At 62.7% G+C, this 23,868-nt stretch carries 22 protein-coding genes; 9 read left to right on the plus strand and 13 right to left on the minus strand.

Annotation, left to right across the window (positions count from 1 at the left end; genetic code table 11):
• The first annotated feature begins 101 nt into the window (after positions 1–101).
• Positions 102–845 carry a GntR family transcriptional regulator gene (locus tag ACIQ2A_RS04985; protein WP_398476407.1) on the plus strand — a complete coding sequence of 248 codons (744 nt, stop codon included), beginning with the start codon at positions 102–104 and terminating at the stop codon, positions 843–845.
• A gap of 79 nt (positions 846–924) precedes the next feature.
• Entirely contained in the window at positions 925–1,641 is a 717-nt protein-coding gene (locus tag ACIQ2A_RS04990) for a formyltransferase family protein (RefSeq protein ID WP_398476409.1), read from the plus strand.
• A 7-nt stretch (positions 1,642–1,648) separates the two neighbouring features.
• On the opposite strand, the gene recJ is transcribed toward ACIQ2A_RS04990, so the two are convergent.
• The 7 genes from recJ to ACIQ2A_RS05025 form a co-directional block, all read right to left on the minus strand.
• Positions 1,649–3,487: a single-stranded-DNA-specific exonuclease RecJ gene (gene recJ / locus ACIQ2A_RS04995; RefSeq protein ID WP_398476412.1), complete on the minus strand. Its 1,839-nt coding sequence runs from the start codon at positions 3,485–3,487 to the stop codon at positions 1,649–1,651.
• Positions 3,488–4,129: 642 nt separating this feature from the next.
• The gene (locus tag ACIQ2A_RS05000; protein ID WP_398476414.1) at positions 4,130–4,849 is read right to left on the minus strand and encodes a haloacid dehalogenase type II; all 720 of its coding nucleotides are present in this window, start codon (positions 4,847–4,849) and stop codon (positions 4,130–4,132) included.
• Between the two features lie 151 nt (positions 4,850–5,000).
• Entirely contained in the window at positions 5,001–5,456 is a 456-nt protein-coding gene (locus ACIQ2A_RS05005) for a GNAT family N-acetyltransferase (protein ID WP_398476416.1), read from the minus strand.
• 15 nt (positions 5,457–5,471) lie between these two features.
• Positions 5,472–6,470, minus strand: coding sequence for a class II fructose-bisphosphatase (gene glpX / locus ACIQ2A_RS05010; protein ID WP_398476418.1), 999 nt, complete (start codon positions 6,468–6,470; stop codon positions 5,472–5,474).
• A gap of 76 nt (positions 6,471–6,546) precedes the next feature.
• Positions 6,547–7,869, minus strand: a complete 1,323-nt coding sequence (locus ACIQ2A_RS05015) for a homoserine dehydrogenase (protein WP_398476420.1) — start codon at positions 7,867–7,869, stop codon at positions 6,547–6,549.
• 71 nt (positions 7,870–7,940) lie between these two features.
• On the minus strand, positions 7,941–9,161 hold the full coding sequence (locus tag ACIQ2A_RS05020) for an LL-diaminopimelate aminotransferase (RefSeq protein WP_398476422.1): 1,221 nt from the start codon (positions 9,159–9,161) through the stop codon (positions 7,941–7,943).
• Between the two features lie 99 nt (positions 9,162–9,260).
• On the minus strand, positions 9,261–9,614 hold the full coding sequence (locus tag ACIQ2A_RS05025; RefSeq protein ID WP_398476424.1) for a hypothetical protein: 354 nt from the start codon (positions 9,612–9,614) through the stop codon (positions 9,261–9,263).
• Positions 9,615–9,820: 206 nt separating this feature from the next.
• Between ACIQ2A_RS05025 and ACIQ2A_RS05030 the strand changes: the two genes are divergently transcribed.
• From ACIQ2A_RS05030 to ACIQ2A_RS05040, 3 genes are all read left to right on the plus strand, one after another.
• Positions 9,821–11,659 (plus strand): PHA/PHB synthase family protein, encoded by a 1,839-nt coding sequence (locus tag ACIQ2A_RS05030; RefSeq protein ID WP_398476426.1) that lies wholly within the window; start codon positions 9,821–9,823, stop codon positions 11,657–11,659.
• A gap of 249 nt (positions 11,660–11,908) precedes the next feature.
• Positions 11,909–12,310 (plus strand): MAPEG family protein, encoded by a 402-nt coding sequence (locus ACIQ2A_RS05035; protein ID WP_398476428.1) that lies wholly within the window; start codon positions 11,909–11,911, stop codon positions 12,308–12,310.
• 24 nt (positions 12,311–12,334) lie between these two features.
• On the plus strand, positions 12,335–13,276 hold the full coding sequence (locus ACIQ2A_RS05040) for a glutaminase (RefSeq protein ID WP_398476430.1): 942 nt from the start codon (positions 12,335–12,337) through the stop codon (positions 13,274–13,276).
• A 67-nt stretch (positions 13,277–13,343) separates the two neighbouring features.
• On the opposite strand, the gene ACIQ2A_RS05045 is transcribed toward ACIQ2A_RS05040, so the two are convergent.
• On the minus strand, positions 13,344–13,544 hold the full coding sequence (locus ACIQ2A_RS05045) for a DUF2735 domain-containing protein (RefSeq protein ID WP_398476432.1): 201 nt from the start codon (positions 13,542–13,544) through the stop codon (positions 13,344–13,346).
• Between the two features lie 519 nt (positions 13,545–14,063).
• Between ACIQ2A_RS05045 and ACIQ2A_RS05050 the strand changes: the two genes are divergently transcribed.
• Both ACIQ2A_RS05050 and ACIQ2A_RS05055 read left to right on the plus strand, forming a co-directional pair.
• Positions 14,064–15,098, plus strand: coding sequence for a glutamine synthetase beta-grasp domain-containing protein (locus tag ACIQ2A_RS05050; protein ID WP_398476434.1), 1,035 nt, complete (start codon positions 14,064–14,066; stop codon positions 15,096–15,098).
• 174 nt (positions 15,099–15,272) lie between these two features.
• Positions 15,273–15,779: a GNAT family N-acetyltransferase gene (locus tag ACIQ2A_RS05055; protein ID WP_398476436.1), complete on the plus strand. Its 507-nt coding sequence runs from the start codon at positions 15,273–15,275 to the stop codon at positions 15,777–15,779.
• A gap of 192 nt (positions 15,780–15,971) precedes the next feature.
• Here ACIQ2A_RS05055 and argC read toward each other — a convergent pair whose 3' ends face one another.
• From argC to ACIQ2A_RS05080, 5 genes are all read right to left on the minus strand, one after another.
• Positions 15,972–17,030: an N-acetyl-gamma-glutamyl-phosphate reductase gene (gene argC / locus ACIQ2A_RS05060; protein WP_398476437.1), complete on the minus strand. Its 1,059-nt coding sequence runs from the start codon at positions 17,028–17,030 to the stop codon at positions 15,972–15,974.
• Complete coding sequence (locus ACIQ2A_RS05065) at positions 17,027–17,713, minus strand: FMN-binding negative transcriptional regulator (protein WP_398476438.1); 687 nt, start codon at positions 17,711–17,713, stop codon at positions 17,027–17,029. The genes argC and ACIQ2A_RS05065 overlap by 4 nt, the downstream gene beginning before the upstream one ends.
• A 215-nt stretch (positions 17,714–17,928) precedes the next feature.
• Positions 17,929–18,915 carry an MBL fold metallo-hydrolase gene (locus tag ACIQ2A_RS05070; RefSeq protein ID WP_398476440.1) on the minus strand — a complete coding sequence of 329 codons (987 nt, stop codon included), beginning with the start codon at positions 18,913–18,915 and terminating at the stop codon, positions 17,929–17,931.
• A 141-nt stretch (positions 18,916–19,056) separates the two neighbouring features.
• Complete coding sequence (locus ACIQ2A_RS05075) at positions 19,057–19,587, minus strand: DedA family protein (RefSeq protein WP_398476442.1); 531 nt, start codon at positions 19,585–19,587, stop codon at positions 19,057–19,059.
• Between the two features lie 60 nt (positions 19,588–19,647).
• Entirely contained in the window at positions 19,648–21,096 is a 1,449-nt protein-coding gene (locus ACIQ2A_RS05080) for a caspase family protein (protein ID WP_398476444.1), read from the minus strand.
• A gap of 234 nt (positions 21,097–21,330) precedes the next feature.
• Here ACIQ2A_RS05080 and ACIQ2A_RS05085 point away from each other — a divergent pair, with 234 nt between their 5' ends.
• Together ACIQ2A_RS05085 and parE are read left to right on the plus strand one after the other, a co-directional pair.
• The gene (locus ACIQ2A_RS05085; protein WP_398476446.1) at positions 21,331–21,711 is read left to right on the plus strand and encodes a hypothetical protein; all 381 of its coding nucleotides are present in this window, start codon (positions 21,331–21,333) and stop codon (positions 21,709–21,711) included.
• A gap of 110 nt (positions 21,712–21,821) precedes the next feature.
• Positions 21,822–23,867, plus strand: a complete 2,046-nt coding sequence (parE, locus tag ACIQ2A_RS05090; RefSeq protein WP_398476448.1) for a DNA topoisomerase IV subunit B — start codon at positions 21,822–21,824, stop codon at positions 23,865–23,867.
• The last annotated feature ends 1 nt before the right edge of the window (position 23,868 follow it).

Here is a 23,868-nt window from a genome sequence, read left to right on the forward strand (position 1 = left end):
TATTAAATTGTACGAACATAAAGCCTATGTCAACCTGCTTCCTTGACGGCATGGCGGCGGATCGGGCTTGCATGGACGGGAAAAGAGACTCAGGGGCGTAAGTGGCAACCGTCGAAAAACGATACGCACTGGTGGCACGGGCGCTGACCGAGGCGATTGCGGACGGCCGGCACCCGGTCGGCTCGGTGCTGCCGACGGAATTCGAATTGGCGGAGCAATTTGCCGTCAGCCGCTCGACCGTACGCGCGGCGATGCAGGAGCTTCAGGCCTCGGGGCTGGTGAGCCGCAAGCGCAATGCCGGTACGCGCGTGGAGGCCGCAGCGCCGACGCGCGGGGGCAACGGATTTACCCAGGCGCTGAACACGATCGAGGCCGTCCAGCAATTCGGCACCGAGACCGAGCGACACGTGCAGCGCGTTGCCGACGTCGTGGCGGATCGCGATCTCGCGGGGCAGCTCGGTTGCCAACCTGGCCGGCGCTGGCTGTGCATCTCAAGCCTGCGCATGATCCCCGGCGATACCACGCGGACGCCCATCTGCTGGACCGATGTCTATATCGACGGCGCCTTCGCCGACGAGGTCCGCGCGAAGATGGACGGACATCACGAGATCTTCGGCACGCTGGTGGAGAAGATTTCGGGACGGCGCTTCGTGGAGATCCGTCAGGACATTTCTGCAGTGGGTGTGTCAAAGGTGATGGCGGAGCCGCTCAAGACCGAGGTCGGCGCGCATGCCCTGTCGATCCGGAGACAGTATCTGTTTGCATCAAGCGAACTGGCAGAGGTGTCGCTCAGCGTGCATCCGGCGGACCGGTTTCGCTATTCCACGCGATTGACGCGCAGCTAGCGGGCGAAAATTGCAGGTCAGGCTCCGTCAAGCTCTGACTGCAACGCTTGGCTGCGTTTGATTCCCATCGGCAGCAGGCATGTTCGACACCCTTATTCTTCTGACCGGCCACGACGAATATTCAGTCTTCGCGCCGCGGCTCCGCGAATGCAATCCGGCCCTGACTGTGCTGCCTGCATTCACCCTCGACGATCTCAATGCCATCTCGCCGAGGCAGTTGCGCCGGTCACGCCTGATCGCCTTCACGACCGATGTGATCGTGCCCGGCGCGGTGCTCGATCAGTTGGGCCATGGCGCCTACAATTTTCATCCGGGACCACCGCACTATCCGGGCTGGGCACCGGCGCATTTCGCGACCTACGATCGGGCCACCGACTTCGGCTGCACCATGCATCGCATGGTGGAACGCGTCGATGCCGGGCCCATCGTCGCCGTCGAGATGTTTGCCATTCCGCCGGACATGACTGTCGGCGTGCTGGAGCATCTGGTCTATACGAAGCTGATCGAGATGTTGCTGACCATGGCGCGGACGCTGGCGACGCAGGCGTCGCCGCTGGCCGAGAGCGACATCCGATGGGGCAACAATCGCAAGACGCGCGCCGACTTCGCCGCCATCTGCCAGATCCCGCTCACCATTTCGCCGGAGGAGCTCACACACCGGATCGCAGTATTCGGCGACAGCGTGGGTGTTCTGCCGACGCTCGAACTGCATGGCTATCGATTTACCCTCGTGGCGCCCGAGGCCGGCACGCCCGTCGCCGCCGAAGTTGAAGGCGGCACGCGTATCGCCGCGTAGGCCCGCATCAGCGGATCATCCGCGGCTCCGACGATGGCAGCGCCACGTCGATGACGCGCATCTGCACCCGCTCCTGTCCCTGCCAGCGATCGACGGTGAGCGAACCGGCGACATGGACCTGCTGGCCGCGATATTCCTGCAGCGCGTTGCCGAGCTTCTGGCCGATGGAGCGGAAGGCGATGCCATTGACCATCGCGCCGTCGGGCGCTTTGAGCCGCAGCCGCAGATGCGCCTGGCCGACCTCATCCACATAGGCCAGTTGATGCGCCGGCAAGGCGACGACCGGCTCGGGATTGGCCTGGCCGAACGGGCCGGCGCGATTGAGGGTGTTGACGAGATCGACGGTGACGCCGCGCGCGGTGACGGCGCCGTCGATGAACAGCTCTTTTTCATTGCGGGATTTCGCGACGTCGGGCGCGAGGCGCTCTTCCAGAAACGCGCGGAATTCGCCGAGCTTTTCCTTGCGCAGCGTGACGCCGGCGGCCATTGCGTGGCCGCCGCCCTTCATCAGCAAGCCATCCGCCACGGCTTGCCGCACGGCCTTGCCGAGATCGACGCCGGAGATCGAGCGGCCGGAGCCCGTGCCGATGCCGCCGGGCTCCAATGCGATGGCGAAGCTTGGCCGCGCAAATTTCTCTTTCAGACGCGAGGCAACGAGGCCGACGACGCCGGGATGCCAGCCTTCGCTGGCTGTGACGATGACGCTGCCTTTATCTTCGAGGCCGAGCGATGCGAGCGCTTCCGCTTCGGCCTGCGCTTCAGCGGCCTGCTCGATAACGCGACGTTCGACATTGAGGCGATCGAGTTCGGCAGCGATGCGCGCGGCCTCGGACACATCGCCTTCGAGCAGCAGGCGCACACCGAGATCAGCGCGCCCGATGCGGCCGCCGGCATTGATGCGCGGCCCCAGCATGAAGCCGAGATGCCAGGCTTCCGGCGGGCCGTTGAGGCGCGCCACATCCATCAGGGCGACATGGCCGACATGATCGCGGCGGCGGAGCGCAATCAGGCCTTTTGCGACGAAGGCGCGGTTGAGACCGATCAGGGGGGCCACGTCGGCGACGGTGCCGAGCGCCACGTGATGCAGCATGTCGAGCAGGTTCGGCTCCGGCATTTCCGGCTTCCAGAAGCCGCGTGCGCGCAACTCGCGATTGACCGCGACCAGCGTGATCAGCACGAGGCCGACGGCCGCGAGATGACCGAGACCCGAGATGTCATCGAGACGATTGGGGTTCACGACGGCATCGACGTCGGGGAGTTCTTCATTGGCCTGATGGTGATCGATCACCACCACGGACATGCCGAGCTTCTTGGCTTCCGCCAGCGGCTCGAAACTGGTGGTGCCGCAATCGACCGTGACCAGCAGCGTATTGCCCTTCCCCGCCAGCGTGCGGATCGCATCGACATTGGGCCCGTAGCCTTCAAAGATGCGGTCGGGAATGTGGATGTCGGGATCGAGCCCGCAATGGCGCAAATGCCAGGCGAGCAGCGCCGAGGATGTCGCGCCGTCCACGTCGTAGTCGCCGAAGATCGCCACCTTCTCGCCCCGCTGGGCGGCATCGGCAATGCGTTTCGCGGCGGCTTCCATCTGGGTGACGGTGTATGGATCCGGCATCAGTTTTCGGATCGTCGGATCGAGAAAGTCCTCGACCGCATCGAGCTCGATGCCGCGGCCGGCGATGACGCGCGCCAGCATCTCCGGCAGCTTGAACCGCTGCACCATGGCCAGCGCCCGCGCGGCCCCGCGCTGATCGACGCGGTCACGCCAGATCCGCCCGGTGGCGGACTGGGTCACGCCGAGAAAGGCGGGATGGATCAGTTCGGGGATGTCGGTTTGCGGGGGCATGCGCGCACATAAGCATGATGCGCGCGGGAGGCAAATGGTGGGATCGGCGGCGCCCTCGTCCCCCTCATGGTGAGGAGGCGCGAAGCGCCGTCTCGAACCATGAGATGGCCAGGCTCGGAGGTTGCCACCATCCTTCGAGACGCCGCTGCGCGGCTCCTCAGGATGAGGGCGGAGTGCGATCCGAAATGACGGGATCGGCGGCGCCCACCTCCCCCTCATGGTGAGGAGGCGCGAAGCGCCGTTTCGAACCATGAGATGGCCAGACTCGGAGGTTGCCACCATCCTTCGAGACGCCGCTGCGCGGCTCCTCAGGATGAGGGTGGAGTGCGATCCGAAATGACGGCATCGGCGGCGCCCTCGTCCCCCTCATGGTGAGGAGGCGCGAAGCGCCGTCTCGAACCATGAGATGGCCAGGCTCGGAGGTTGCCACCATCCTTCGAGACGCCGCTGCGCGGCTCCCTCAGGATGAGGGCGGAGTGCGGTCCGAAATGACGGGATCGGCAGCGCCCTCCTCCTCCTTCATGGTGAGGAGGCGCGAAGCGCCGTCTCGAACCATGAGATGGCCAGACTCGGAGGTTGCCACCATCCTTCGAGACGCCGCTGCGCGGCTCCTCAGGATGAGGGTGGAGTGCGATCAGGCACTCAGCACCCCAGCCGTTTCGCCAGATCCTTGAAATCTTCGGCCACCACGTCCCAATCACCCTCTGCCTTGAAGTCGCGGTTCTGGTGCGGGCCGTATTCGGTGATACGCGGGACGAAGCCGGTCTTGAGACCGGACTTTTGTGCGGCGTCGAGGTCGTTGTTGTGGGCGGCGACCATCATCACTTCATGCGGCTTCAGGCTGAGCATCTCAGCCGCACCAAGATAGCTCTCGGGATCCGGCTTGTAATGCTTGAACAGTTCGGCACTCATGATGAGGTCCCATGGCAGGCCGCCGAACTTCGCCATGTTGGTGAGCAAGGCGACGTTGCCGTTCGACAGTGGGCTGATGATGTATTTCGTCTTCAGCCGCGTCAGGCCGGCCACCGAGTCCTTCCACGGATGCAGGCGATGCCAGCCAAGGGTGAGATGGTGCAGGTCGTCGTCGGTTAAGCCGGTGATGCCGAATTTCTCCACCAGGACTTCCAGCGATTGCCGATGCAGTTTGTCGAGCTTGACGAAGCCGCGCTCGGGATGATGCCGCACGGTGTCCATGGAAGGCATATAGGCTTGGCGCCACGCATCGACCAATGCAGTCCAGTCGGCGGTGACGCCGCGTGTCGCGCCCCATTTGCCGAGGTCGTTGATCAGGCTCGTGCGCCAATCGACGACGGTGCCGAAGACGTCGAAGATGAGCGCTTTGACGGCGGATGTATCGCTCATGGTCTCGCTCCCGTTTTGTTTTTTGTTCTTGATCGTCATTCCGGGGCGCACCGAAGGCGCGAACCCGGAATCCCGGAGTGTTTGGCTCTACGGTGTTTCAGCTATTCTAAGATTCCGGGTTCGCGCCTTCGGCGCGCCCCGGAATGACAAGCTAAAACACTTTCCGATACTGCATGAAGCCGGAATTGTCCGCGACCTGATCGTACAGAATCCGCGCCTGCGCATTCTCGTTCTGCGTCAGCCAGTGCACGCGGCTGCAGCCATCGGCTTTCGCCTTGGCATAGACGGCTTCAATCAATGCGCGGCCAACACCGAGGCCACGCGCGCTGTTATCGACGAACAGATCCTGCAAATAGCAATAGTCACCCGGCGTCCAGGACGAGCGGTGATACAGGAACTGCACGATGCCGGTGAGCTTGCCGTCAACATAAGCGCCGAGCAGGAACATCTGCTCGTTCGCATCATGAAAGCGCTTCCATGCCGTGTCGGTGGCGACCTGCGGCAGCGTCGCTTTGTAGAAGGTCAGATAGCCCTGCCACAGCGGCTCCCAGGCGGCCCGTTCATCGGGGCCGACCGGGCGGATTTCGACATTCTGGGCTTTGGGCATTTGCGCCTTGCTGACTTAATCGAGGTGGAATTTTTCGAGCTGACGATGCTCGCCCTTGATGATGCGGACGGTGCCGGTCACCGAGCGCATGACGATGGTCTCGGTCTCGATCACATTGCCGCGGAACTTGACGCCGGACAGTAGCGCGCCGTCTGTGACACCCGTTGCAGCGAACAGGCAGTCGCCCTTGGCCATGTCCTCGATGCGATAGATCATCTTCGGATCGTTGACGCCCATCTTCTTGGCGCGCTCGCGCTTCTCGTCGGTGTCGAGGATCAGGCGGGTCAGCATCTGGCCGCCGATGCAGCGCAGCGCCACGGCCGCCAGCACGCCTTCAGGCGCACCGCCGGTGCCCATATAGATATCGATGCCCGACTTGTCGGGATCGGTGGTGTGAATGACGCCGGCGACGTCGCCGTCCGGGATCAAACGCAGCGAGGCGCCGGTGGCGCGGATCGCGTTGATGAGAGGTTCATGACGCGGACGTTCCAGCACCAGCGCCGTGATCTCGGACACCGGCACGCCCTTGGCCTTGGCGAGGCGCTGGATGTTTTCGGCCGGCGGCGCGTCAAGGTCGAGCAGGTTCTTGTCGTAGCCGGGACCAATTGCCAGCTTTTCCATATAGACGTCGGGCGCATGCAGCAGCGTGCCGCCATCGGCCATCGCCAGCGTGGCGATCGAGCCCGGCATGTCCTTGGCGCACAGCGTGGTGCCTTCGAGCGGATCGACGGCGATGTCCACCTTGGGGCCGGCATTGATGCCGACCTTCTCGCCGATGAAGAGCATCGGTGCTTCGTCGCGCTCACCCTCGCCGATCACGATGGTGCCCTCGATCGGCAGCTTGTTGAGCTCGCGGCGCATCGCGTCCACCGCCGCCTGGTCGGCGGCCTTTTCCTTGCCATGGCCGCGCAGGCGCGCAGCGGAGACAGCGGCGCGCTCGGTGACGCGGACGATTTCCAGCGTCAGGATGCGCTCGAGGAGCTGCTGCGGCGGGACGGAAATAACGGTGGACATGGATTGGCTCCTTTAGTTCGGCGGGGACAGACACCCCGTTGGGGCGGCTGCCCCCGTATAACGCTGACGCGGGCGTTCAGTTCTTTTCGATACGAATGACCTGCGGCTTGCCGGAGATCACCTTGTCCTTCTGCACCGCCTGCAGCGCGCGGCGCATGGCGTCCTCGGAGGTGGCATAGGTGATCAGGATAACCGGCACGGGTGACGATTTCTTGGTGCCATCGATGGGTTCGAGGCCACCATTCGGATGTTTCTGCACGATGGATTCGAGCGAGATCTTCTGTTCGGCGAGACGCGTGGCGATGCGCGCGGCAGTGCCGGCGAGGTCACGGGCCATCAGGCGGATGTAATAACCGCCTTCGTGACGCTCCATCGGCGCCTTGGTGGTGGGTGTGAGCTTTGTCACCGGCTGCGCGAAGGGCAGCGCGCGGACGTTGCGGGCGACATCGGCGATATCGGCGAGCACGGCAGAGGCCGTCGCCGCGCCACCTGCGCCGGGACCGACCAGCGTGATCGGCGCGATACCAGCGCCGTCGATGGTGACCGCATTGGTGACGCCCATCACTTGCGCGATGGATGAGGTCAGCGGGACCATGGTCGGATGTACGCGCTGTTCGATACCCGTCTTGGTGCGCATGGCGACACCGAGCAGCTTGATGCGATAGCCGAGATCAGCGGCGGCCCGCAGATCTTCAGCCGCGATTGTGGAGATGCCTTCCACCGACACGGCGCTTTCGGCGAGTTTGGTGCCGAAAGCGAGGCTGGCCAGGATCGCGAGTTTTTGCGCGGTGTCATAGCCGTCCACGTCGAAGGACGGTTCGGCTTCGGCATAACCGAGGCGCTGCGCATCCTTGAGACATTCGGCGAAGGACAGGCCCTCCTGCTCCATCCGGGTCAGGATGTAATTGCAGGTGCCGTTGAGAATGCCATAGACGCGATTGATCGAGGTACCGGACAGGCCCTCACGGAGAGTCTTGATCACCGGGATGGCGCCGGCAACGGCGGCTTCATAGTTCAGCGCGCCGCCATGTTTCTCTGCGGATGCCGCGAGCTTGAGGCCATGCTTGGCGACCAGCGCCTTGTTGGCGGTAACGACCGACTTGCCGGATGCGAGGGCTGCGGAGATCGACGACAAAGCAGGATCGCCTGCGCCGCCCATCAGTTCGACGAAGCAATCAACTTCCGGATGGGTCGCGACCGCCAGCGGGTCCTTCATCCAGTCGATGCCGCGCAGATCGATGCCACGCTTCTTGGCCTTGTTGCGGGCGGTGACCGCCACAACCTTGATGCCACGACCACAGCGGGCCGCGAGGATGGACTGTTGCGCTTCGATGAGACGGACGACTTCGGCACCAACGGTGCCGAGACCCGCGATACCCACTTTGAGGGGTGCGACCATAAAACTGTAACCTGTCGGATTTTCTTCGTGAGCAGAGGTTTTGCGGAAGCCAGGCGGCTTCCGCAAAGGCCTTATCGCCGGGTGGCGAGCGGAACCACGTTGTGCAACGTTTCCAGCCCGCTTTCAAGGAAGCGGCGGACGCCGCGGGCAGCCTGGCGAATGCGCTGCTCGTTTTCGACCATGGCGATGCGGACATAGCCCTCACCGTGTTCGCCGAAACCGATGCCGGGCGCCACAACCACACCGGACTTTTCAACGAGAAGCGTTGCAAACTGCATGGAGCCGACTTCGCGGAATTTCTCGGGAAGTGGCGCCCAGGCGAACATCGACGATTCCGGTGACGGAATGGTCCAGCCGGCCCGGCCGAAGCTGTCCACCAACACGTCGCGGCGCTTGCGGTAGGTGTCGCGCATTTCCTTGATGCAGTCTTCCGGGCCGTTGAGCGCAGCCGTGGCCGCAACCTGCACCGGCGTAAAGGCACCGTAGTCCAGATAAGACTTCACGCGGCTTAACGCCGAAATGATGCGCTCATTGCCAACTGCAAAGCCCATGCGCCAACCGGCCATGGAGAAGGTCTTGGACATCGAGGTGAATTCGACGCAGACATCGATGGCGCCGGGCACCTGCAGCACCGACGGCGGCGGATTGGCATCGTTGAAATAGACCTCGGCATAAGCGAGGTCGGACAGGATGTAGATCTCGTGCTTCTTCGCGAAGGCCACGAGGTCCTTGTAGAAATCGAGGCTGGCGACCTTGGCGGTCGGATTCGACGGATAGCAGACCACCAGCGCGATCGGCTTCGGGATCGAATGCTGAATGGCGCGCTCGACCGCCGGGAAGAAGTCCGGCGTCGGGTCGGACGGCACCGAACGGATCACGCCGCCCGCCATCAGGAAGCCGAAGGCATGGATGGGATAGCTGGGATTCGGCACCAGCACGACATCGCCCGGCGCGGTGATGGCTTGCGCGACGTTCGCAAAGCCCTCCTTGGAGCCGAGCGTGGCAACGATCTGGGTGTCCGGGTTCAGTTTCACGCCGAAGCGGCGGGCATAGTAGCCAGCTTGGGCCTTGCGCAGGCCGGGGATGCCCTTCGACGACGAATAGCCATCGGTGCGTGGCTTGCCGAGCGTCTCTTTGAGCTTTTCAAGCACATGCGGCGGGGTCGGCAGGTCCGGATTGCCCATGCCCATATCGATGATATCGGCGCCCGAATTACGCGCGGCGGCTTTGGCCCGGTTGATCTGTTCGAACACATAGGGCGGCAGGCGGCGAATACGGTAAAACTCTTCCATGGGTCTCGGGCTCCGGGGGAACCGCCTTCAAGGTGCGGTTGAATCGCTTCTTTTTAGCATGGGGACCGGGTGACACCAGTCACGACCGGGTGGAATCGCTCAGCGGGTCGAGGTTTTTGCCGCTGGATCGGCCGGCGTCACCACGGCCTGGCGGTCGCGGGCCTTGATCAGGTCGGCCTCGAGCTTGGCCTGCTCGGCCGGAGCGAGCGTGGGACCGCTAATGCGGGTGGTCGGGATATCGTGCACTGGAAGGTATTCGCCGGGCTGGGCCGGCCGCTGCGGCAGGCCGGCGGGGGCGCCGACCACGGGCAGATCGGCGACGGTCGAGGCGCAGCCGCCCAGAACCACGCCAAGCGCCAGCAGCGCTGCCACAGTCCCTGCCCGGCTGCCTGCCAGTGTCCTGCCCATCGTTCCCGAACGCGTCACGCCACAACCTACCATCACTTTTCGCACGGCCTCATCCCGACCGCGCCGCACCATCTACGTGACAAATCTTTAACACCGTCAGAATGGTGCAGGCTTGGCTGCCTAATATGACCGAAGCAAGACGCATGACGCGCTGCAGCACATCGAATCCTGCGGCGATCTGCGAACTATGTCATCATGCTGCCGCGTGGTGACGTATCGTCACCGCATTGGAATGAAATCGAAGCCGCGCCATGACCGACGTTGCCGATACCCGACCTTCTCCCGGCCAAGCCAACGGTAAGGCTGACGATGGCGCCAAACCGTTCAATCCGGAGACCTTTGCGCTCAACATGGCCCGCGCCATGGAAAGCAGCGGCAAGGCGCTGGCAGCCTATCTGCAGCCGCGGCAGAACGGCGAAACCGTCGATAAGCCGCCGAATGAGCTGACCGAAATCATCAAGACCTTCAGCACGGTGGCGAATTACTGGCTGTCCGACGAGAAGCGCTCCACCGAGCTGCAGATGAAGCTCGGAAAAGCATACCTCGATCTCTGGGGCACGGCGATGCGCCGGATGACCGGCCAGGCGAGCGAGCCGTCATCGCAGCCGCCGCTCAAGGACAAGCGCTTCAGCGATCCCGAATGGAAGTCGAACCAGTTTTTCGATTTCGTGCTGCAGGCCTATCTGCTCGGCACCCAGTGGGCGCATGAGCTGGTGCGCAATGCCGAGGGACTGGATGCGCATACGCGCAAGAAGGCCGAATTCTATGTCACGCAAATCACCAATGCGATGTCACCGTCGAATTTTGTGCTGACCAATCCGGAAGTGCTGCGCGAGACCGTGGCGTCGAATGGCGGCAACCTGATGCGCGGCATGGGCATGCTGGCCGAGGATATCGAGGCCGGCCGCGGTGCACTGCGCATTCGCCAGTCCGATCCGAGCGGCCTTGCCGTCGGCGTCAATATGGCGACGACGCCGGGCAAGGTGATCTATCAGAACGAGGTGATGCAGCTGATCCAATACACGCCGGCAACGGAGAGCGTGCTGCGCACCCCGCTGCTGATCGTGCCGCCCTGGATCAACAAGTTCTACATCCTCGATCTGAAACCGGAGAAGTCGTTCATCAAGTGGTGCGTCGATCAGGGCCTCACGGTGTTCGTGATCTCGTGGGTCAATCCGGACAAGGCGCTCGGTGCCAAGACCTTTGAAGACTACATGAAGCAGGGCCCGCTGGCTGCCATGGATGTGATCGAGAAGGTCACGGGCGAACTCACGATGCACACGATCGGCTATTGCGTCGGCGGCACCCTGCTCGCGTCCACACTGGCCTGGCTCGCCGAGCATCGCCGCGTGCGTGCGGCGTCGGCGACCTTCATGGCGGCCCAGATCGACTTTACCCATGCCGGCGATCTCATGGTGTTCGTCGACGAGGATCAGATTGCAGCGCTGGAAAAGGACATGCAGACCGCCGGCGTGCTCGAAGGCAGCAAGATGGCCATGGCCTTCAACATGCTGCGCTCGAACGACCTGATCTGGTCCTATGTCGTGAACAACTATCTCAAGGGAAATCTGCCGAAGCCATTCGACCTGTTGCACTGGAATTCCGACGCGACACGGATGCCGGCGGCCAATCATTCGTTCTATCTGCGCAACTGCTATCTCGAGAACAAGCTCTCCACCGGCAATATGGTGCTCGACAATACGCGACTCGATCTCTCCAAGGTGAAAGTGCCGGTCTATAATCTGGCCACGCGCGAGGACCACATCGCCCCGGCGGAGTCGGTGCTCTATGGCTCGCAATTCTTCGGCGGGCCGGTGAAATATGTGCTGTCCGGTTCGGGCCATATCGCGGGCGTCGTCAACCCGCCAGCCTCGGGCAAATATCAGTACTGGACCAATGACAGCAATCACGCGGCCAATGTCGCCGACTGGATGAAGTCGGCGACGGAGCATGCGGGGTCGTGGTGGCCGAACTGGCGTGAATGGATCGGCAGCATCGACGGCGAGGAAGTGCCCGCGCGACAGGTGGGGACCGAGGCCTATCCGGCCATTGAGGATGCACCGGGGAGTTACGTTCGGGTGCAGGCATAGCGCGCTTGCGGCCATCCGCGAAAGCGGGTGGCCGAGTAAGCTCTCGTGTGGCGATTGTCGCGAATGGCGCCGGTTAGTGGATCGCCCGGTCAAGCCGGGCGACGACAGCAAAAGCACAAATTCCCTTCCCTTGGCGTTGTCACACCGACCGTCTATGCTGCGCCAACACGCAGGGCGGTCCGCCCTGCTCCCGATTTTGCATGACCATCTCCCCGCGTTTTCGCGGGAATTTCTGACAAGGAACCGACCATGACACGCGAGTTGTTCTGGCTGACGCTGACGGTGATTCTCACTGGCGTGATGTGGCTGCCCTATATCCTCAACCGCATCATGGTGCGCGGCGTCGGCGGATCGATGGCCAATCCCTCGCGCAACGACAAACCGCAGGCCGAATGGGCCAACCGGATGATGTTCGCCCACGACAATGCGGTCGAGAACCTGATCATCTTCGCGCCGCTGGTGATCATCCTCAATCTCGCCGACGTCTCGACCCCGGCCACCGTCATGGCCTGCATCGTCTATTTCTGGTCGCGCATCGCGCATCTGGTGGTCTACACGCTCGGCTTGCCGGTGCTGCGCACGGTGGCTTTCATCATCGGCTTCGTGGCCCAGGCAGTGCTGGCTGTCGCGATCCTGCGTATTCCGGTCTGAACCGGAATCCGCTAATTCACCGCAATGAGCAAAGCTGCGCCCGATCTCCAGACCGTTGTCACTGAAATTGCCGCAGAGATGGCGCAGCGGCCCGACCGCGGCGAAGTCGCGAGCTACATTCCCGAGCTCGCGGGCGTCGATCCCAATCAATTCGCGCTGGTCGTCGTGGACGGCGACGGCAATGTCGCCGCCGGCGGCGATGCCGATGTGCCGTTCTCGATCCAGAGCATCTCAAAAGTGTTCACGCTGACGCTGGCGCTCGGCATGGTCGGCGACCGGCTCTGGAAGCATGTGGGCCGCGAGCCGTCGGGTAACCCGTTCAACTCCATCGTCCAGCTCGAGCGCGAACGCGGCGTGCCGCGCAACCCCTTCATCAATGCCGGCGCCATCGCCGTCACCGATGTGATCCTGTCCGGCCATCAGCCGCGCGAGGCGATCGGCGAGATCCTGCGCTTCATGCAGTTTTTGTCGGGTGACAGCGGCATCGTGATCGACGAGACCGTGGCGGCCTCGGAGAAGCGTACGGGCTTCCGCAACACCGCGCTGGCGAATTACATGAAGTCGTTCGGCGTGATCAGCAATCCCGTGGACTTCACGCTCGGCGTCTATTTCCACCACTGCGCCATCGCGATGTCGTGCCGGCAGTTGGCCATGGCGACGCGGTTCCTCGCTTATTCCGGGCGCAATCCGAGCACCGGACTTTCGGTCGTCTCATCCGAGCGCGCGCGCCGCATCAATGCGCTGATGCTGATGTGCGGCCACTATGACGGCTCCGGCGAATTCGCCTATCGCGTCGGCCTCCCCGGCAAAAGCGGCGTCGGCGGCGGCATCATCGCAGTCGCGCCGGGGAAGGCCTCGATCGCCGTCTGGGCGCCAGGCCTCGATCACCACGGCAATTCGCATCTCGGGCGCATCGCGCTGGAAGAGCTGACACGGCGCCTCGGCTGGTCGATCTTCGGGACCTGAGGCGCCCACGAAAAAGGGCCGAAACATTGCTGTCTCGACCCTGGGCCTCCTACTTCACCCGACGCTCTCAATGCTCCACCTTCCGCTTGTCTTCGGCGATGGCATCGTCGTGATACCAGCCTGAGCCGAAATCGACGGCGGGATAGGCACTGAAGTCGATCGGCTTGATCTCGCCCGGACGTCGCTCAAGTGCTGCACGGCCGCCTACCGGGAACTGATAGATGGTCGCCGTCGGCTGCGGTGGACCGGAATGGTTGCTTATTCTCATCTCCTGGATCTCCTGCCTGACGTGTTTTTGTGTGCGTTTGGCTGTCAGGAAGCTCAAATGTAACAGGCCCGCCCTTGGTTTGTGCCGACTGCCTTCAAAAAAGCAGGCAATTGCCAACAATATGCGCAGACAAGCCGCATGCGCTTCGGGCACGCAATTTTTGGCCACCGCGGACAGGCTCCACACCGGCTGAATGAGCGTCCAGCAGGCAGAAAAGTTCCTCAGAAAATGACCGTGCTACGGATTTGAGCAGACGGTATTTTCGTAGGACACCCAAAACCCTGAGATTTCTGAAAGAATCCGCTCCGAATCTCGTCCATCGCCAGTCGTCGCAGGCGACCTGTGGATGGCACTGGAGGCGTGGCGATTTTTCCGTCACAAAACCGTTGCACCGCGACAAGTTGGCATACTACGTGCTTATAAAGCAGCGCCGCCGGGCATGGAACTTCCGATCCCGGCATTGTCCAGAGTTTACTCCTGCCGGGGTTCACTCCTTTCGCCAACTCGTGAGAGACCTGAATGACCAAGTATAAGCTCGAGTATATCTGGCTCGATGGTTACAAGCCGACGCAGAGCCTGCGTGGCAAGACCCAGCTCAAGGATTTCGATGCCTTCCCGACGCTCGAACAGCTGCCGCTGTGGGGCTTCGACGGCTCGTCCACCGAGCAGGCCGAAGGCCGTTCGTCGGATTGCGTGCTGAAGCCCGTCGCCGTGTTCCCGGACGCAGCCCGTGTCAACGGCGCGCTGGTGATGTGCGAAGTCATGATGCCTGATGGCGTCACCCCGCATCCGTCCAACCATCGCGCCACCATTCTCGACGATCCCGGCGCATGGTTCGGCTTCGAGCAGGAATACTTCTTCTACGAGAACGGCCGCCCGCTCGGCTTCCCGGCTGATGGCTTCCCCGCTCCGCAGGGCCCCTACTACACCGGCGTCGGCTTCAAGAATGTCGGCTCGGTCGCCCGCGAGATCGTCGAAGAACATCTCGACCTCTGCCTCGCCGCCGGCATCAACCACGAAGGCATCAATGCCGAAGTGGCCAAGGGCCAGTGGGAATTCCAGATCTTCGGCAAGGGCTCCAAGAAGGCCGCTGACGAAATGTGGATCGCGCGCTACCTGCTGCTCCGCCTGACGGAGAAATACGGCATCGATATCGAATTCCACTGCAAGCCGCTCGGCGATACCGACTGGAACGGCTCGGGCATGCACGCCAACTTCTCGACCGAATATATGCGCACGGTCGGCGGCAAGGCTTACTTCGAAGCCCTGATGGCCCAGTTCGACAAGAACCTGATGGACCACATCAATGTCTACGGTCCGGACAACCACATGCGCCTGACCGGCAAGCACGAAACCGCGCCGTGGAACAAGTTCTCCTACGGCGTTGCCGACCGCGGCGCCTCGATCCGCGTCCCGCATTCGTTCGTGAAGAACGACTACAAGGGCTATCTGGAAGACCGCCGCCCGAACTCCCAGGGCTGCCCCTACCAGATCGCTTCGCAGATCCTGAAGACGATCTCGGAAGTGGCAACCGACGCGAAGGCTGTCGCGTAAGCTGCGCACTGAACTGAATGCGAAGTGGCCCGGATGCAAATCCGGGCCGTTTTGTTTTGGCGCTTGCCTATATGTCGAGTCACGATCCGTCGGCTGTCTGGTAAGACGGCGACGCGCATGATGACGCGCGCATCTGTTTCAACCGACAGGACGGCGATGTCTTCCGAACCATCAGTGACACATCCAGTCGAATTCAACTGGTGTCACGACGCAACCGCGACCGACGCCGTTCTTGGCATCCTGCTCGCTTATGATGATCCCGCTTACATCTCTCATTCGGAGCTGCAATACGGCGTTGCTGACGACATCGGTCGATGGGCTTCGGACCGCGCGATCAAGGCGCGAAAATATCTCGAAGGCCTGCTCGCGAATGGGTCCGGCGATGAGGTGATGATCGCGACAGCGACGCAGGACGGCATGATCGTGGGCTTTGCTTTGGTCGAAATCTCACGGCTCAATCGGGAACGGCCTTTTGCGACCATCCACGACGTGCTGTTTTCGCCGACGGTTCGCGGCCATGGGCATGGCAGCGCGCTATTCGACTGGCTCGCGGAGCAATGCCGCACACGCGGCGTGACGCGCTTCTTCCTGGAGAGCGGCGTCGACAACCATCGCGCCCATCATTTCTTCGAACGGCATGGATTTCGGCAGACGTCGATCGTGATGATGCGGGATCTGTGAGGTTTTGATAATCTTCATAAAGAAACGGCCCGAATTGAAATCCGGGCCGTTTGTTTTTATGCCGTGCCTCACTCCACCCTCATCCTGAGGAGCGCCGCAGGCCGCGTCTCGAAGGATGGCCGCAGACACCAGAGCCAGGCCAACTCATGGTTCGAGACGGCGCTACGCGCCTCCTCACCATGAGGGGCGGAGTTACGGGAACATCGCCGGCTGATCGATACCCAGCGTCTCGGCAAAACCCAGCACAAGATTCATGTTCTGCACCGCCTGCCCCGACGCGCCCTTCGTCAAATTGTCCAACGTCGAGACGATGATCGCGCGGCCCGGGATACGGTCCGCGGCGACGCCGATGAAGGTCATGTTGGAGCCGCGCACATGCCGCGTATGAGGCGTCTTGCCGAATGGCAGTACATAGACGAACGGCTCTTTCTCATACTGCTTCACCAGGATCTCGTGCAGCTCCTCGGCGGTCTTGCCGCGCCGGCCGCGGACATAGATCGTCGAGAGGATGCCGCGGTTCTGCGGCAAGAGATGCGGCGTGAACGAGACGATGACCTCCTTGCCGGCAGCTTTCGAGAACTGCTCGTCGAGCTCGGCCATGTGCCGGTGCTTGCCGACGCCATAGGCGTTGAAGCCGTCGGAGACTTCGGAGAACAGCATCTCTTCTTTGGCCGAGCGGCCGGCGCCGGTCATGCCCGATTTGGCGTCGATGACGATCTCGTCTGTCTCGATCGCCTTGGCCTTGATCAGCGGGACCAGCGGCAGCTGGGCGCAGGACGTGTAGCAGCCGGGATTGGCGACGAGACGCGCCTTCTTGATGTCGCGCCGATACACTTCGACGAGGCCGTAGACGGCTTCCTTCTGCAGCTCCAGCGCATGATGCTCGTGGCCATACCATTTCGCATAGGCGGCGGGATCGCTCAGCCGGAAATCGGCCGAGAGATCGACGACCTTGATGTCCGGCGCCTTGGCCAGGACATCCTGCAGCACTTTTTGCGTGGTCGCATGCGGCAGCGCGCAGAATACGAGATCGATGCCGGCAGTGGTCCAATCGACGCTGTCGATGGTCACCAAAGTCGGCAGCTCATACGGCGCGAATTGCGGAAACACGTCGCCCATCTGCTGACCGGCGCGTCGGTCGGCCGTGAGAATGCTCAGTTCGACCTTCGGGTGGCGCAGCAGCAGCCGGACCAGTTCGGCGCCGGTGTAGCCAGAGGCGCCCAAAATGGCGATTTTCTTCTTGTTGCTCATCCCATAAATCCTTCCGCCTCGGCCATATCAGTCAAATGTGACGTCTCTTCCGCAAACAAATGCGGCCGTAATTTGCGCATCGCGCCCGAAATCTCCACGGCCGCCGGCTCCGGCCGCATGGCCAGCGCGCTCATGACAGCCAGATGATCGGCGTCGGACTTGTGCTGGTTGAGCTTGAAGCTGCCCTCCACCTCATCCACCGCCATCACCACGCCGACGATCGCCTTCTTCATCGCTTCCAGCCGCCCGGCCGCCATCTTGTCGGAGGTCCAGGGCGGCTTCGGCGCGAGCCAGCTTTCGAACCTGGCGCTCAGTGCGTCAAGATGCGGACCGAGCCTGTGATCCGGGAGAAGCCGCGCGGGGCCGGTGAGATGCACCGCCTGATAGAGCCAGGTGCCGACCTGATCGGGCGAGACGTACCAGTCGGGCGAGACATAGGCGTCGGCGCCGGTGACCGCCATGGCCCATGGCGTCACACCGTCGGCGAGCTTGAGCAGCGGGTTCTGCCGCGCCAGATGGAAGGCCAGATGCGGCGTGCCGTCCCGGCCGTATTCCAGATAGAACGGCACCGCGGAGCCGACCGGCTTGCGGCCGTCGAAGGCGCACACCGTCCCGAAGCCACGCGCGTCCGCGAACGCCAAGGCATCGCTGCGGTCGGTCTGGAATCTTGGCGGGGTATACATTTCAGGCTCCTTCGGGGGTGAAGGCCGCCGGATGGATCGCGCTGCTGTTCGGGGGAGAGACTGCCGCGGACCGTATCCGGCGGCAGTGAGGCGATCCTTAGAGACGAGCGCCTGCTGCCGCGGGAATGCGGCGACGGCGGGCGATGGCGCTGGTCACGAAATTGATCATGGCCGCGGACATAAGCCCGCGCCCATGATCCGTCAAGCTAAACCAATCAGACCGGGCTCCACGGCGCCGGCACGATGCGGTAGCCACTGCCGTCCTTGACCACGTGGCCATTGGCCGGGAACGGATAGTGGAAGCCCTGCACGCGCATCTTCTCGGCCACCAGCATTTCATAGACCTTGCGGCGGGTGGCTTCGGCCTGGGCCGGATCCTGGTCGAACATCAGGTGCCAGCCGGGATTGGTCGCGAACAGCGCCGGCTGATTGGTGATGTCGGACTGGATGAACAGCTTGTCGCTGCCCGACGACAGGATGAACGAGGTGTGACCCGGCGTGTGGCCGACGGCCTCCACGGCGAGCAGGCCTGGAGCGACGTCCTTGCCCCACTCATAGGGCGTGACCTTGCCCTTGAGACCGTCATTGAAGAGTTTGCGGTTGCTGGCGAACAGGCCCTTCATGCGATCGCTGGACGCCTTGACGAGTTCGCCGTCGTCGTTCCAGTACTTCCACTCCACGGCCGGCACCAAGATTTCAGCATTCGGGAAAGCCGGCGTGCCATCGGCCGCGAGAAGACCATTCACATGGTCGCCGTGGAAATGCGAGATCACCACAGTATCGACATTCTTCGCGTCGATGCCGGCGGCCGCGAGGTTACTGGCGAACTGGCCGACATTGCCCTTGGTGGCAGCGAATGCGCCCGGGCCGTTGCCGGTGTCGATCACCACCAGCTTGCCGCCGGTGTTGATGGCCAGCGGCGCGAAGTGGATGGTCATCTTGTCCTTCGGCAGGAAAGACTTTTCGAGCTGCGCGTTGACCTCGTCCTTCTTCGCATTCAGCACAAAGGTGTCGGCCAGCGGAAAGGTGTTGGCGCCGTCTGAGATCACGTTCACCTGGGCATCGCCGACCTTGTAGCGATAGAAGCTCGGCGCTTGCTTGTCGGCGAGCGGCGCAGCGGCCTTGGCGGGGATTGCTGAAACGAGCGGCGTTGCTGCAAGCGCAGCGGCGCCGGTGAGAGCCTGACGACGTGACAAGTCCATGATCCATCCCTCCAGTGAAACTGACCAGCATGATGCCGGGCAAATGTCGCAGCGATCTTTATCAGCGGTTTGACATTTCCGCGAGACAGCAGATCGCCTTGCGCCCGATCAACACCTGGACGAGACGATTATTCCGATAAGTTACTTGAGTTTGAGGGCCCATTCGGTGGCGACCGACAATGCATCGCCGCACATGATGAGCACGCCCGCCCAAACAAAGGCCGATGTAAAATTGGCGAGCTGGAAGCGCCAATATGGCATTTCAAAAATGCCGGCCACCAGCGGCACCGACGCACGCAGCGGACCGGAAAAGCGCCCGATGAAAATACTCGGGACGCCCCATTTCTGGATGAAGGCTTCGCCGCGCGGCAGCAGGTTGGGATATTTCGACAGCGGCCACATCTGGGCGACGCGATCCTTGTATTTGAAGCCGAACCAGTAAGACAGCCAGTCACCCAAGGCCGCACCAACGGCTCCGGCGATCAGCACCGGCCATATGCTGAGATCGCTGGCAGCGACCAGCGCGCCGATTGCGACCAGCGCGCCCCAGGCCGGGACCAGCAACGAAATGAATGCGAGTGACTCGCAGAAAGCAAGGATCAGGACGATGGGCGCAGCCCAAGCCTGATGCTCCCTCACGAATTCTGTGAGGCCGTGGAAAGCGTCTGCCATGGCGTGACGTCTTGCCAGAGCCGCCGGTCAAATGCCAGCCACAGGCCTGCGACATGATCATCACGGTTTGCGGAGGAAATAGTCATCGCCGCCCAGCGAACCGTAGACGAACGGCTCCTGGGTCTGCCCCGTGGCCGCCATGACGTCATCGCGAACCAGGCCAAAAAACTTGCGGATCTCGACGCCGGGCTTTTGCATGTTGCGGATCAGCGCAGTTGCAAAAGGACTATTCGCCTGCCCGGCCACACCATCCGATGCCACCTGCCCGGCCTTGGCCGCATAAGCCACGAGGGTCGCGCTCGCTTCCGGTTCGATCCGGGCAAGCCCGCGCCCCACGGAGCGGCTGGCGACCGTCTTGGCCATGTCGCGCAGGAACGGATTGTCGCGGCATGCGTCCAGAATGACCAGCCGCAACTTTCGCGCGCTTTCGACACTGGTCAGTACGGAGTCCAGAGGCACCGCCTCGAACTGGACGGAACGGTCGGTCTTCAGCTTCGCATCGATCGGGATGAGATAGTTGATGCCATTCACCTCGATCCCGTGCCCGGCATAATAGACGACGGCCCAGTCGGCCTGCGACGCCTCCGCCGAGAACGCATTCAGCTTCTCGCGCATCGCCGTGGCGGTGAGGTCATTGTCGAGATGCACCGTTTTGAAGCCGGCGGCGCTGAGCGAGTCCGCGACCGACCTGGCATCGCTGTTTGGATTTGGCAGTTTCGGCACCGAAGCGTAGGCGCCATTTCCGATCACCAGCGCCACGCGGGTCTCGCCACCCGGTGCGTCCTGCGCGATCACAGTTGGTGTGGGATCGGCAGCAGGTTTGGGCGCGGCCATGACAACCGGCGGTGCCGGCTTGGATGCGGTGGCGAGGCCCGTCGCGCGCTCGCGGGCCTCGGCCATTTCGCGCGGGGCGACGGATGATGGATCGACCCGGCCGGCCTGTGCGAAATCCGCTTTCGCTTTCTCGCTTTGCCCGATCTGCTCATAGGCCATGCCGCGCGCGACAAAGGTCTTGCCGGCGCGCGGGTCCATGCGTGCGGACTCGTTCAGGTTGGTGAAGGCACGCTCGACGTCGCCCTTGCCCTGATAGGCCACGCCGCAAACGCGATAGGCGACCGCATTGCGCGGGTTGACGCGAATGATCGCATTGCAATCATCGAGTGCCTTGTCGAATTCGCCGTTCTTCGAATAGGCCGAAGCACGATTGAGCACCGTGACGGTGTCGTTCTGGCCGAGACCGATCGCTTGCGTGTAGTCCTTGACCGCCTCGTCATATTTCTTGAGCTGGAAGTACACGGCACCGCGGGTGGAATAAGGAAGTGCGGCCTTGGGGTGACGCCGGATCAGGTCATCCAGCGCCGCCAGTGACCGCGCATAATCCCCCTTCTTGAACAGCGAAACCGCTGCATTGTTGGCACGTGCGACGGACGCGTTGTTTTCGGAGACGTTCCTGACGGTTTGAGCAAGCGCTGGCGATGTTGCGGTTACCACTGCAATTGCCAGTGCCATGCCCCATCGTCGAAAGCTCCGTCCCGTCATGCGCTCGTCCTTTCCCGACATTGCGGTGAGTGGCTACCACACAGTGTCCGATCCCCGAAAACCGGACATGACGTCCGATGGCGCATCCCGAACTTGTGACCGGTATCGATGAACCATCCTTGGGTTGCTTCGCCTAATGCGCTCTCCGCCGGCTTGCCGATAACGGCTCCCCGCCGGCCAATGATAATCCAAGAGGATGAGAAGATGATCGGATCGCTGATGATCTGCGTGAGCGCTGTCGTATTGCTGGTCGGGATGGTTGCCGGCATCGTCATGGGCATCAAACAGGACTTCCTGCTGTCTCCTGCACATGCCCACCTGAACCTGGTCGGTGGCGTGCTGCTGTTTCTGTTCGGGCTATATTATCGGGTGGTACCGACCGTTGGTCGCAGCCTGCTGGCCCGGGTTCAGGGCTGGCTGCATAGTGTCGGCGGGCTGATGTTCCCGATCGGGATCGGCATTACGCTTTTGGCCAATCACGCCTATATGGCGGTTCCAATCATCGGCTCGCTGATCATGCTCGCAGCCATGGTGCTTTTCGTGGTGATCGTGCTACGCACCGAGCGCTCCGCCGCCGTGGCCTGACCCCGGCGTCGCTGGCCGGTTAGCCCATGGACAGTCCAGTCGTGGCATAGTCATTCCAACGATTCGCCGCGACATGCCGCGGCGATACATCAGACAAGACTTCAAGACATATGGTCAAGGCACTGAAACCAAAAGACAAAGCCGACCTTTTTGGGTCGGCCGCCCCGAAATCCGCCACGCCCGCCAAGGCAGCCCCCAAGGCTGCTAATGCGGAAGCCGGCTACACTGCTGCCGACATCGAGGTGCTCGAAGGCCTCGAGCCGGTGCGTCGTCGGCCGGGTATGTATATCGGCGGAACCGACGAAAAGGCACTTCATCACCTGTTTGCGGAAGTGATCGACAACTCGATGGACGAGGCGCTGGCGGGCCATGCGACCTTCATCGAAGTCGAGCTCGCGGCCGACGGCTTCCTCACGGTGTCCGATAACGGCCGCGGCATTCCGGTCGACCCGCACCCAAAACATCCGAAGAAGTCGGCGCTCGAAGTCATCATGTGCACGCTGCATGCGGGCGGCAAGTTCGACTCCAAGGTCTACGAGACCTCAGGCGGCCTGCACGGCGTCGGCGTCTCGGTGGTCAACGCCCTCTCCTCGCTCTGCGAGGTCGAGGTCGCGCGCAACCAACAGCTCTACAAGATGACCTTTGCCCGCGGCATCCCGCAGGGCAAGTTGCAGGAGCTCGGCAAGGTCCATAACCGCCGCGGCACCCGCGTCCGCTTCAAGCCGGACACCGACATCTTCGGCGCCAAGGCGCATTTCAAGCCGCAGCGCCTGTTCAAGATGGCGCGCTCGAAGGCCTATCTGTTCGGCGGCGTCGAGATCCGCTGGAAGTGCGATCCCGAACTGCTCAAGGGCATCGAGGATACGCCACCGGAGGCAACCTTCCACTTCCCCGGCGGTCTCAAGGACTATCTGGCTGCTGCGATCCACGCCGATACGCTGGTGCATCCGGAGATCTTCTCCGGCAAGTCCGGCCGCAACGGCTCCCATGGCGCCTGCGAATGGGCCGTCGCCTGGACCGCCGATGCCGACGGCTTCATGGCGTCCTACACCAACACCGTGCCGACGCCGGATGGCGGCACCCATGAAAGCGGCATGCGCAGCGCCATGCTGCGCGGCCTGAAGGACCACGCCGAGCGCGTCGGCCAGGGCAAGCGCGCCGGCACCATCACGTCAGAAGACGTGATGGTCGGCGCCGCCGTGATGCTGTCGGTGTTCGTGCGCGAGCCCGAATTCCAGGGACAGACCAAGGACCGCCTGGCCACCGCCGAAGCCCAGAAGATCGTCGAGCAGGCTATCAAGGACCCGTTCGACCACTGGCTCTCGGGCAATCCGGTGCAGGCCAACAAGCTGCTCGAATTCGTACTGGAGCGTGCCGACGAGCGTCTGCGCCGCCGTGCCGAAAAGGAAACCTCGCGCAAGACGGCGGTGAAGAAGCTGCGCCTGCCCGGCAAGCTGGCCGACTGTACCAATACCGCGACCGAAGGCTCGGAACTGTTCATTGTCGAGGGTGACTCGGCCGGTGGCAGCGCCAAGCAGGCGCGCGACCGCAAGACGCAAGCCATTCTGCCCCTGCGCGGCAAGATCCTGAACGTCGCCTCGGCGACCAAGGACAAGCTGACGGCCAATACCCAGCTCGCCGACCTCATGCAGGCGATCGGCTGCGGCACCGGACCTCAGTATCGCGAAGAAGACTTGCGCTATTCGCGCGTGATCATCATGACCGACGCCGACGTCGATGGCGCGCATATCGCATCATTGCTGATCACCTTCTTCTATCGGCAGATGCCAAAACTGATCGACGAAGGGCATCTCTATCTCGCGGTGCCCCCGCTCTATCGCCTTACCCATGGCAGCAAGACGGTCTATGCCCGCAACGAGGCGCATCGCGATGCGCTCTTGAAGAGCGAGTTCAACGCCAATGCCAAGGTCGATATCGGCCGCTTCAAAGGTCTTGGCGAGATGATGCCGGCGCAGCTGAAGGAAACCACCATGGATCCGTCGCGCCGCACGCTGTTGCGCGTGCAATTGCTGCCGGACGACCGTGAAGGCACCGCCGACTCCGTCGAGCGGCTGATGGGGACCAAGGCCGAAGCGCGCTTTGCCTTCATCTCTGACAAGGCGGAATTCGCCAGCGACGAATTGCTGGACGTCTGAG

This window comes from Tardiphaga sp., assembly GCF_044336785.1.
GTDB lineage: Bacteria > Pseudomonadota > Alphaproteobacteria > Rhizobiales > Xanthobacteraceae > Tardiphaga.

Excerpts from the sequence above, each read along its gene's own strand:
- ACIQ2A_RS05080 (WP_398476444.1), bottom strand. The coding sequence starts at position 21,096 with ATGGCACTGGCAATTGCAGTGGTAACCGCAACATCGCCAGCGCTTGCT.
- recJ (WP_398476412.1), bottom strand. The coding sequence starts at position 3,487 with ATGCCCCCGCAAACCGACATCCCCGAACTGATCCATCCCGCCTTTCTC.
- ACIQ2A_RS05015 (WP_398476420.1), bottom strand. The coding sequence starts at position 7,869 with ATGGTCGCACCCCTCAAAGTGGGTATCGCGGGTCTCGGCACCGTTGGT.
- ACIQ2A_RS04990 (WP_398476409.1), top strand. The coding sequence starts at position 925 with ATGTTCGACACCCTTATTCTTCTGACCGGCCACGACGAATATTCAGTC.
- ACIQ2A_RS05075 (WP_398476442.1), bottom strand. The coding sequence starts at position 19,587 with ATGGCAGACGCTTTCCACGGCCTCACAGAATTCGTGAGGGAGCATCAG.
- argC (WP_398476437.1), bottom strand. The coding sequence starts at position 17,030 with ATGAGCAACAAGAAGAAAATCGCCATTTTGGGCGCCTCTGGCTACACC.
- ACIQ2A_RS05065 (WP_398476438.1), bottom strand. The coding sequence starts at position 17,713 with ATGTATACCCCGCCAAGATTCCAGACCGACCGCAGCGATGCCTTGGCG.
- ACIQ2A_RS05035 (WP_398476428.1), top strand. The coding sequence starts at position 11,909 with ATGACACGCGAGTTGTTCTGGCTGACGCTGACGGTGATTCTCACTGGC.
- ACIQ2A_RS05050 (WP_398476434.1), top strand. The coding sequence starts at position 14,064 with ATGACCAAGTATAAGCTCGAGTATATCTGGCTCGATGGTTACAAGCCG.
- ACIQ2A_RS05020 (WP_398476422.1), bottom strand. The coding sequence starts at position 9,161 with ATGGAAGAGTTTTACCGTATTCGCCGCCTGCCGCCCTATGTGTTCGAA.
- ACIQ2A_RS05000 (WP_398476414.1), bottom strand. The coding sequence starts at position 4,849 with ATGAGCGATACATCCGCCGTCAAAGCGCTCATCTTCGACGTCTTCGGC.
- ACIQ2A_RS05085 (WP_398476446.1), top strand. The coding sequence starts at position 21,331 with ATGATCGGATCGCTGATGATCTGCGTGAGCGCTGTCGTATTGCTGGTC.
- ACIQ2A_RS05070 (WP_398476440.1), bottom strand. The coding sequence starts at position 18,915 with ATGGACTTGTCACGTCGTCAGGCTCTCACCGGCGCCGCTGCGCTTGCA.
- ACIQ2A_RS05045 (WP_398476432.1), bottom strand. The coding sequence starts at position 13,544 with ATGAGAATAAGCAACCATTCCGGTCCACCGCAGCCGACGGCGACCATC.
- glpX (WP_398476418.1), bottom strand. The coding sequence starts at position 6,470 with ATGTCCACCGTTATTTCCGTCCCGCCGCAGCAGCTCCTCGAGCGCATC.
- parE (WP_398476448.1), top strand. The coding sequence starts at position 21,822 with ATGGTCAAGGCACTGAAACCAAAAGACAAAGCCGACCTTTTTGGGTCG.
- ACIQ2A_RS05030 (WP_398476426.1), top strand. The coding sequence starts at position 9,821 with ATGACCGACGTTGCCGATACCCGACCTTCTCCCGGCCAAGCCAACGGT.
- ACIQ2A_RS05040 (WP_398476430.1), top strand. The coding sequence starts at position 12,335 with ATGAGCAAAGCTGCGCCCGATCTCCAGACCGTTGTCACTGAAATTGCC.
- ACIQ2A_RS05005 (WP_398476416.1), bottom strand. The coding sequence starts at position 5,456 with ATGCCCAAAGCCCAGAATGTCGAAATCCGCCCGGTCGGCCCCGATGAA.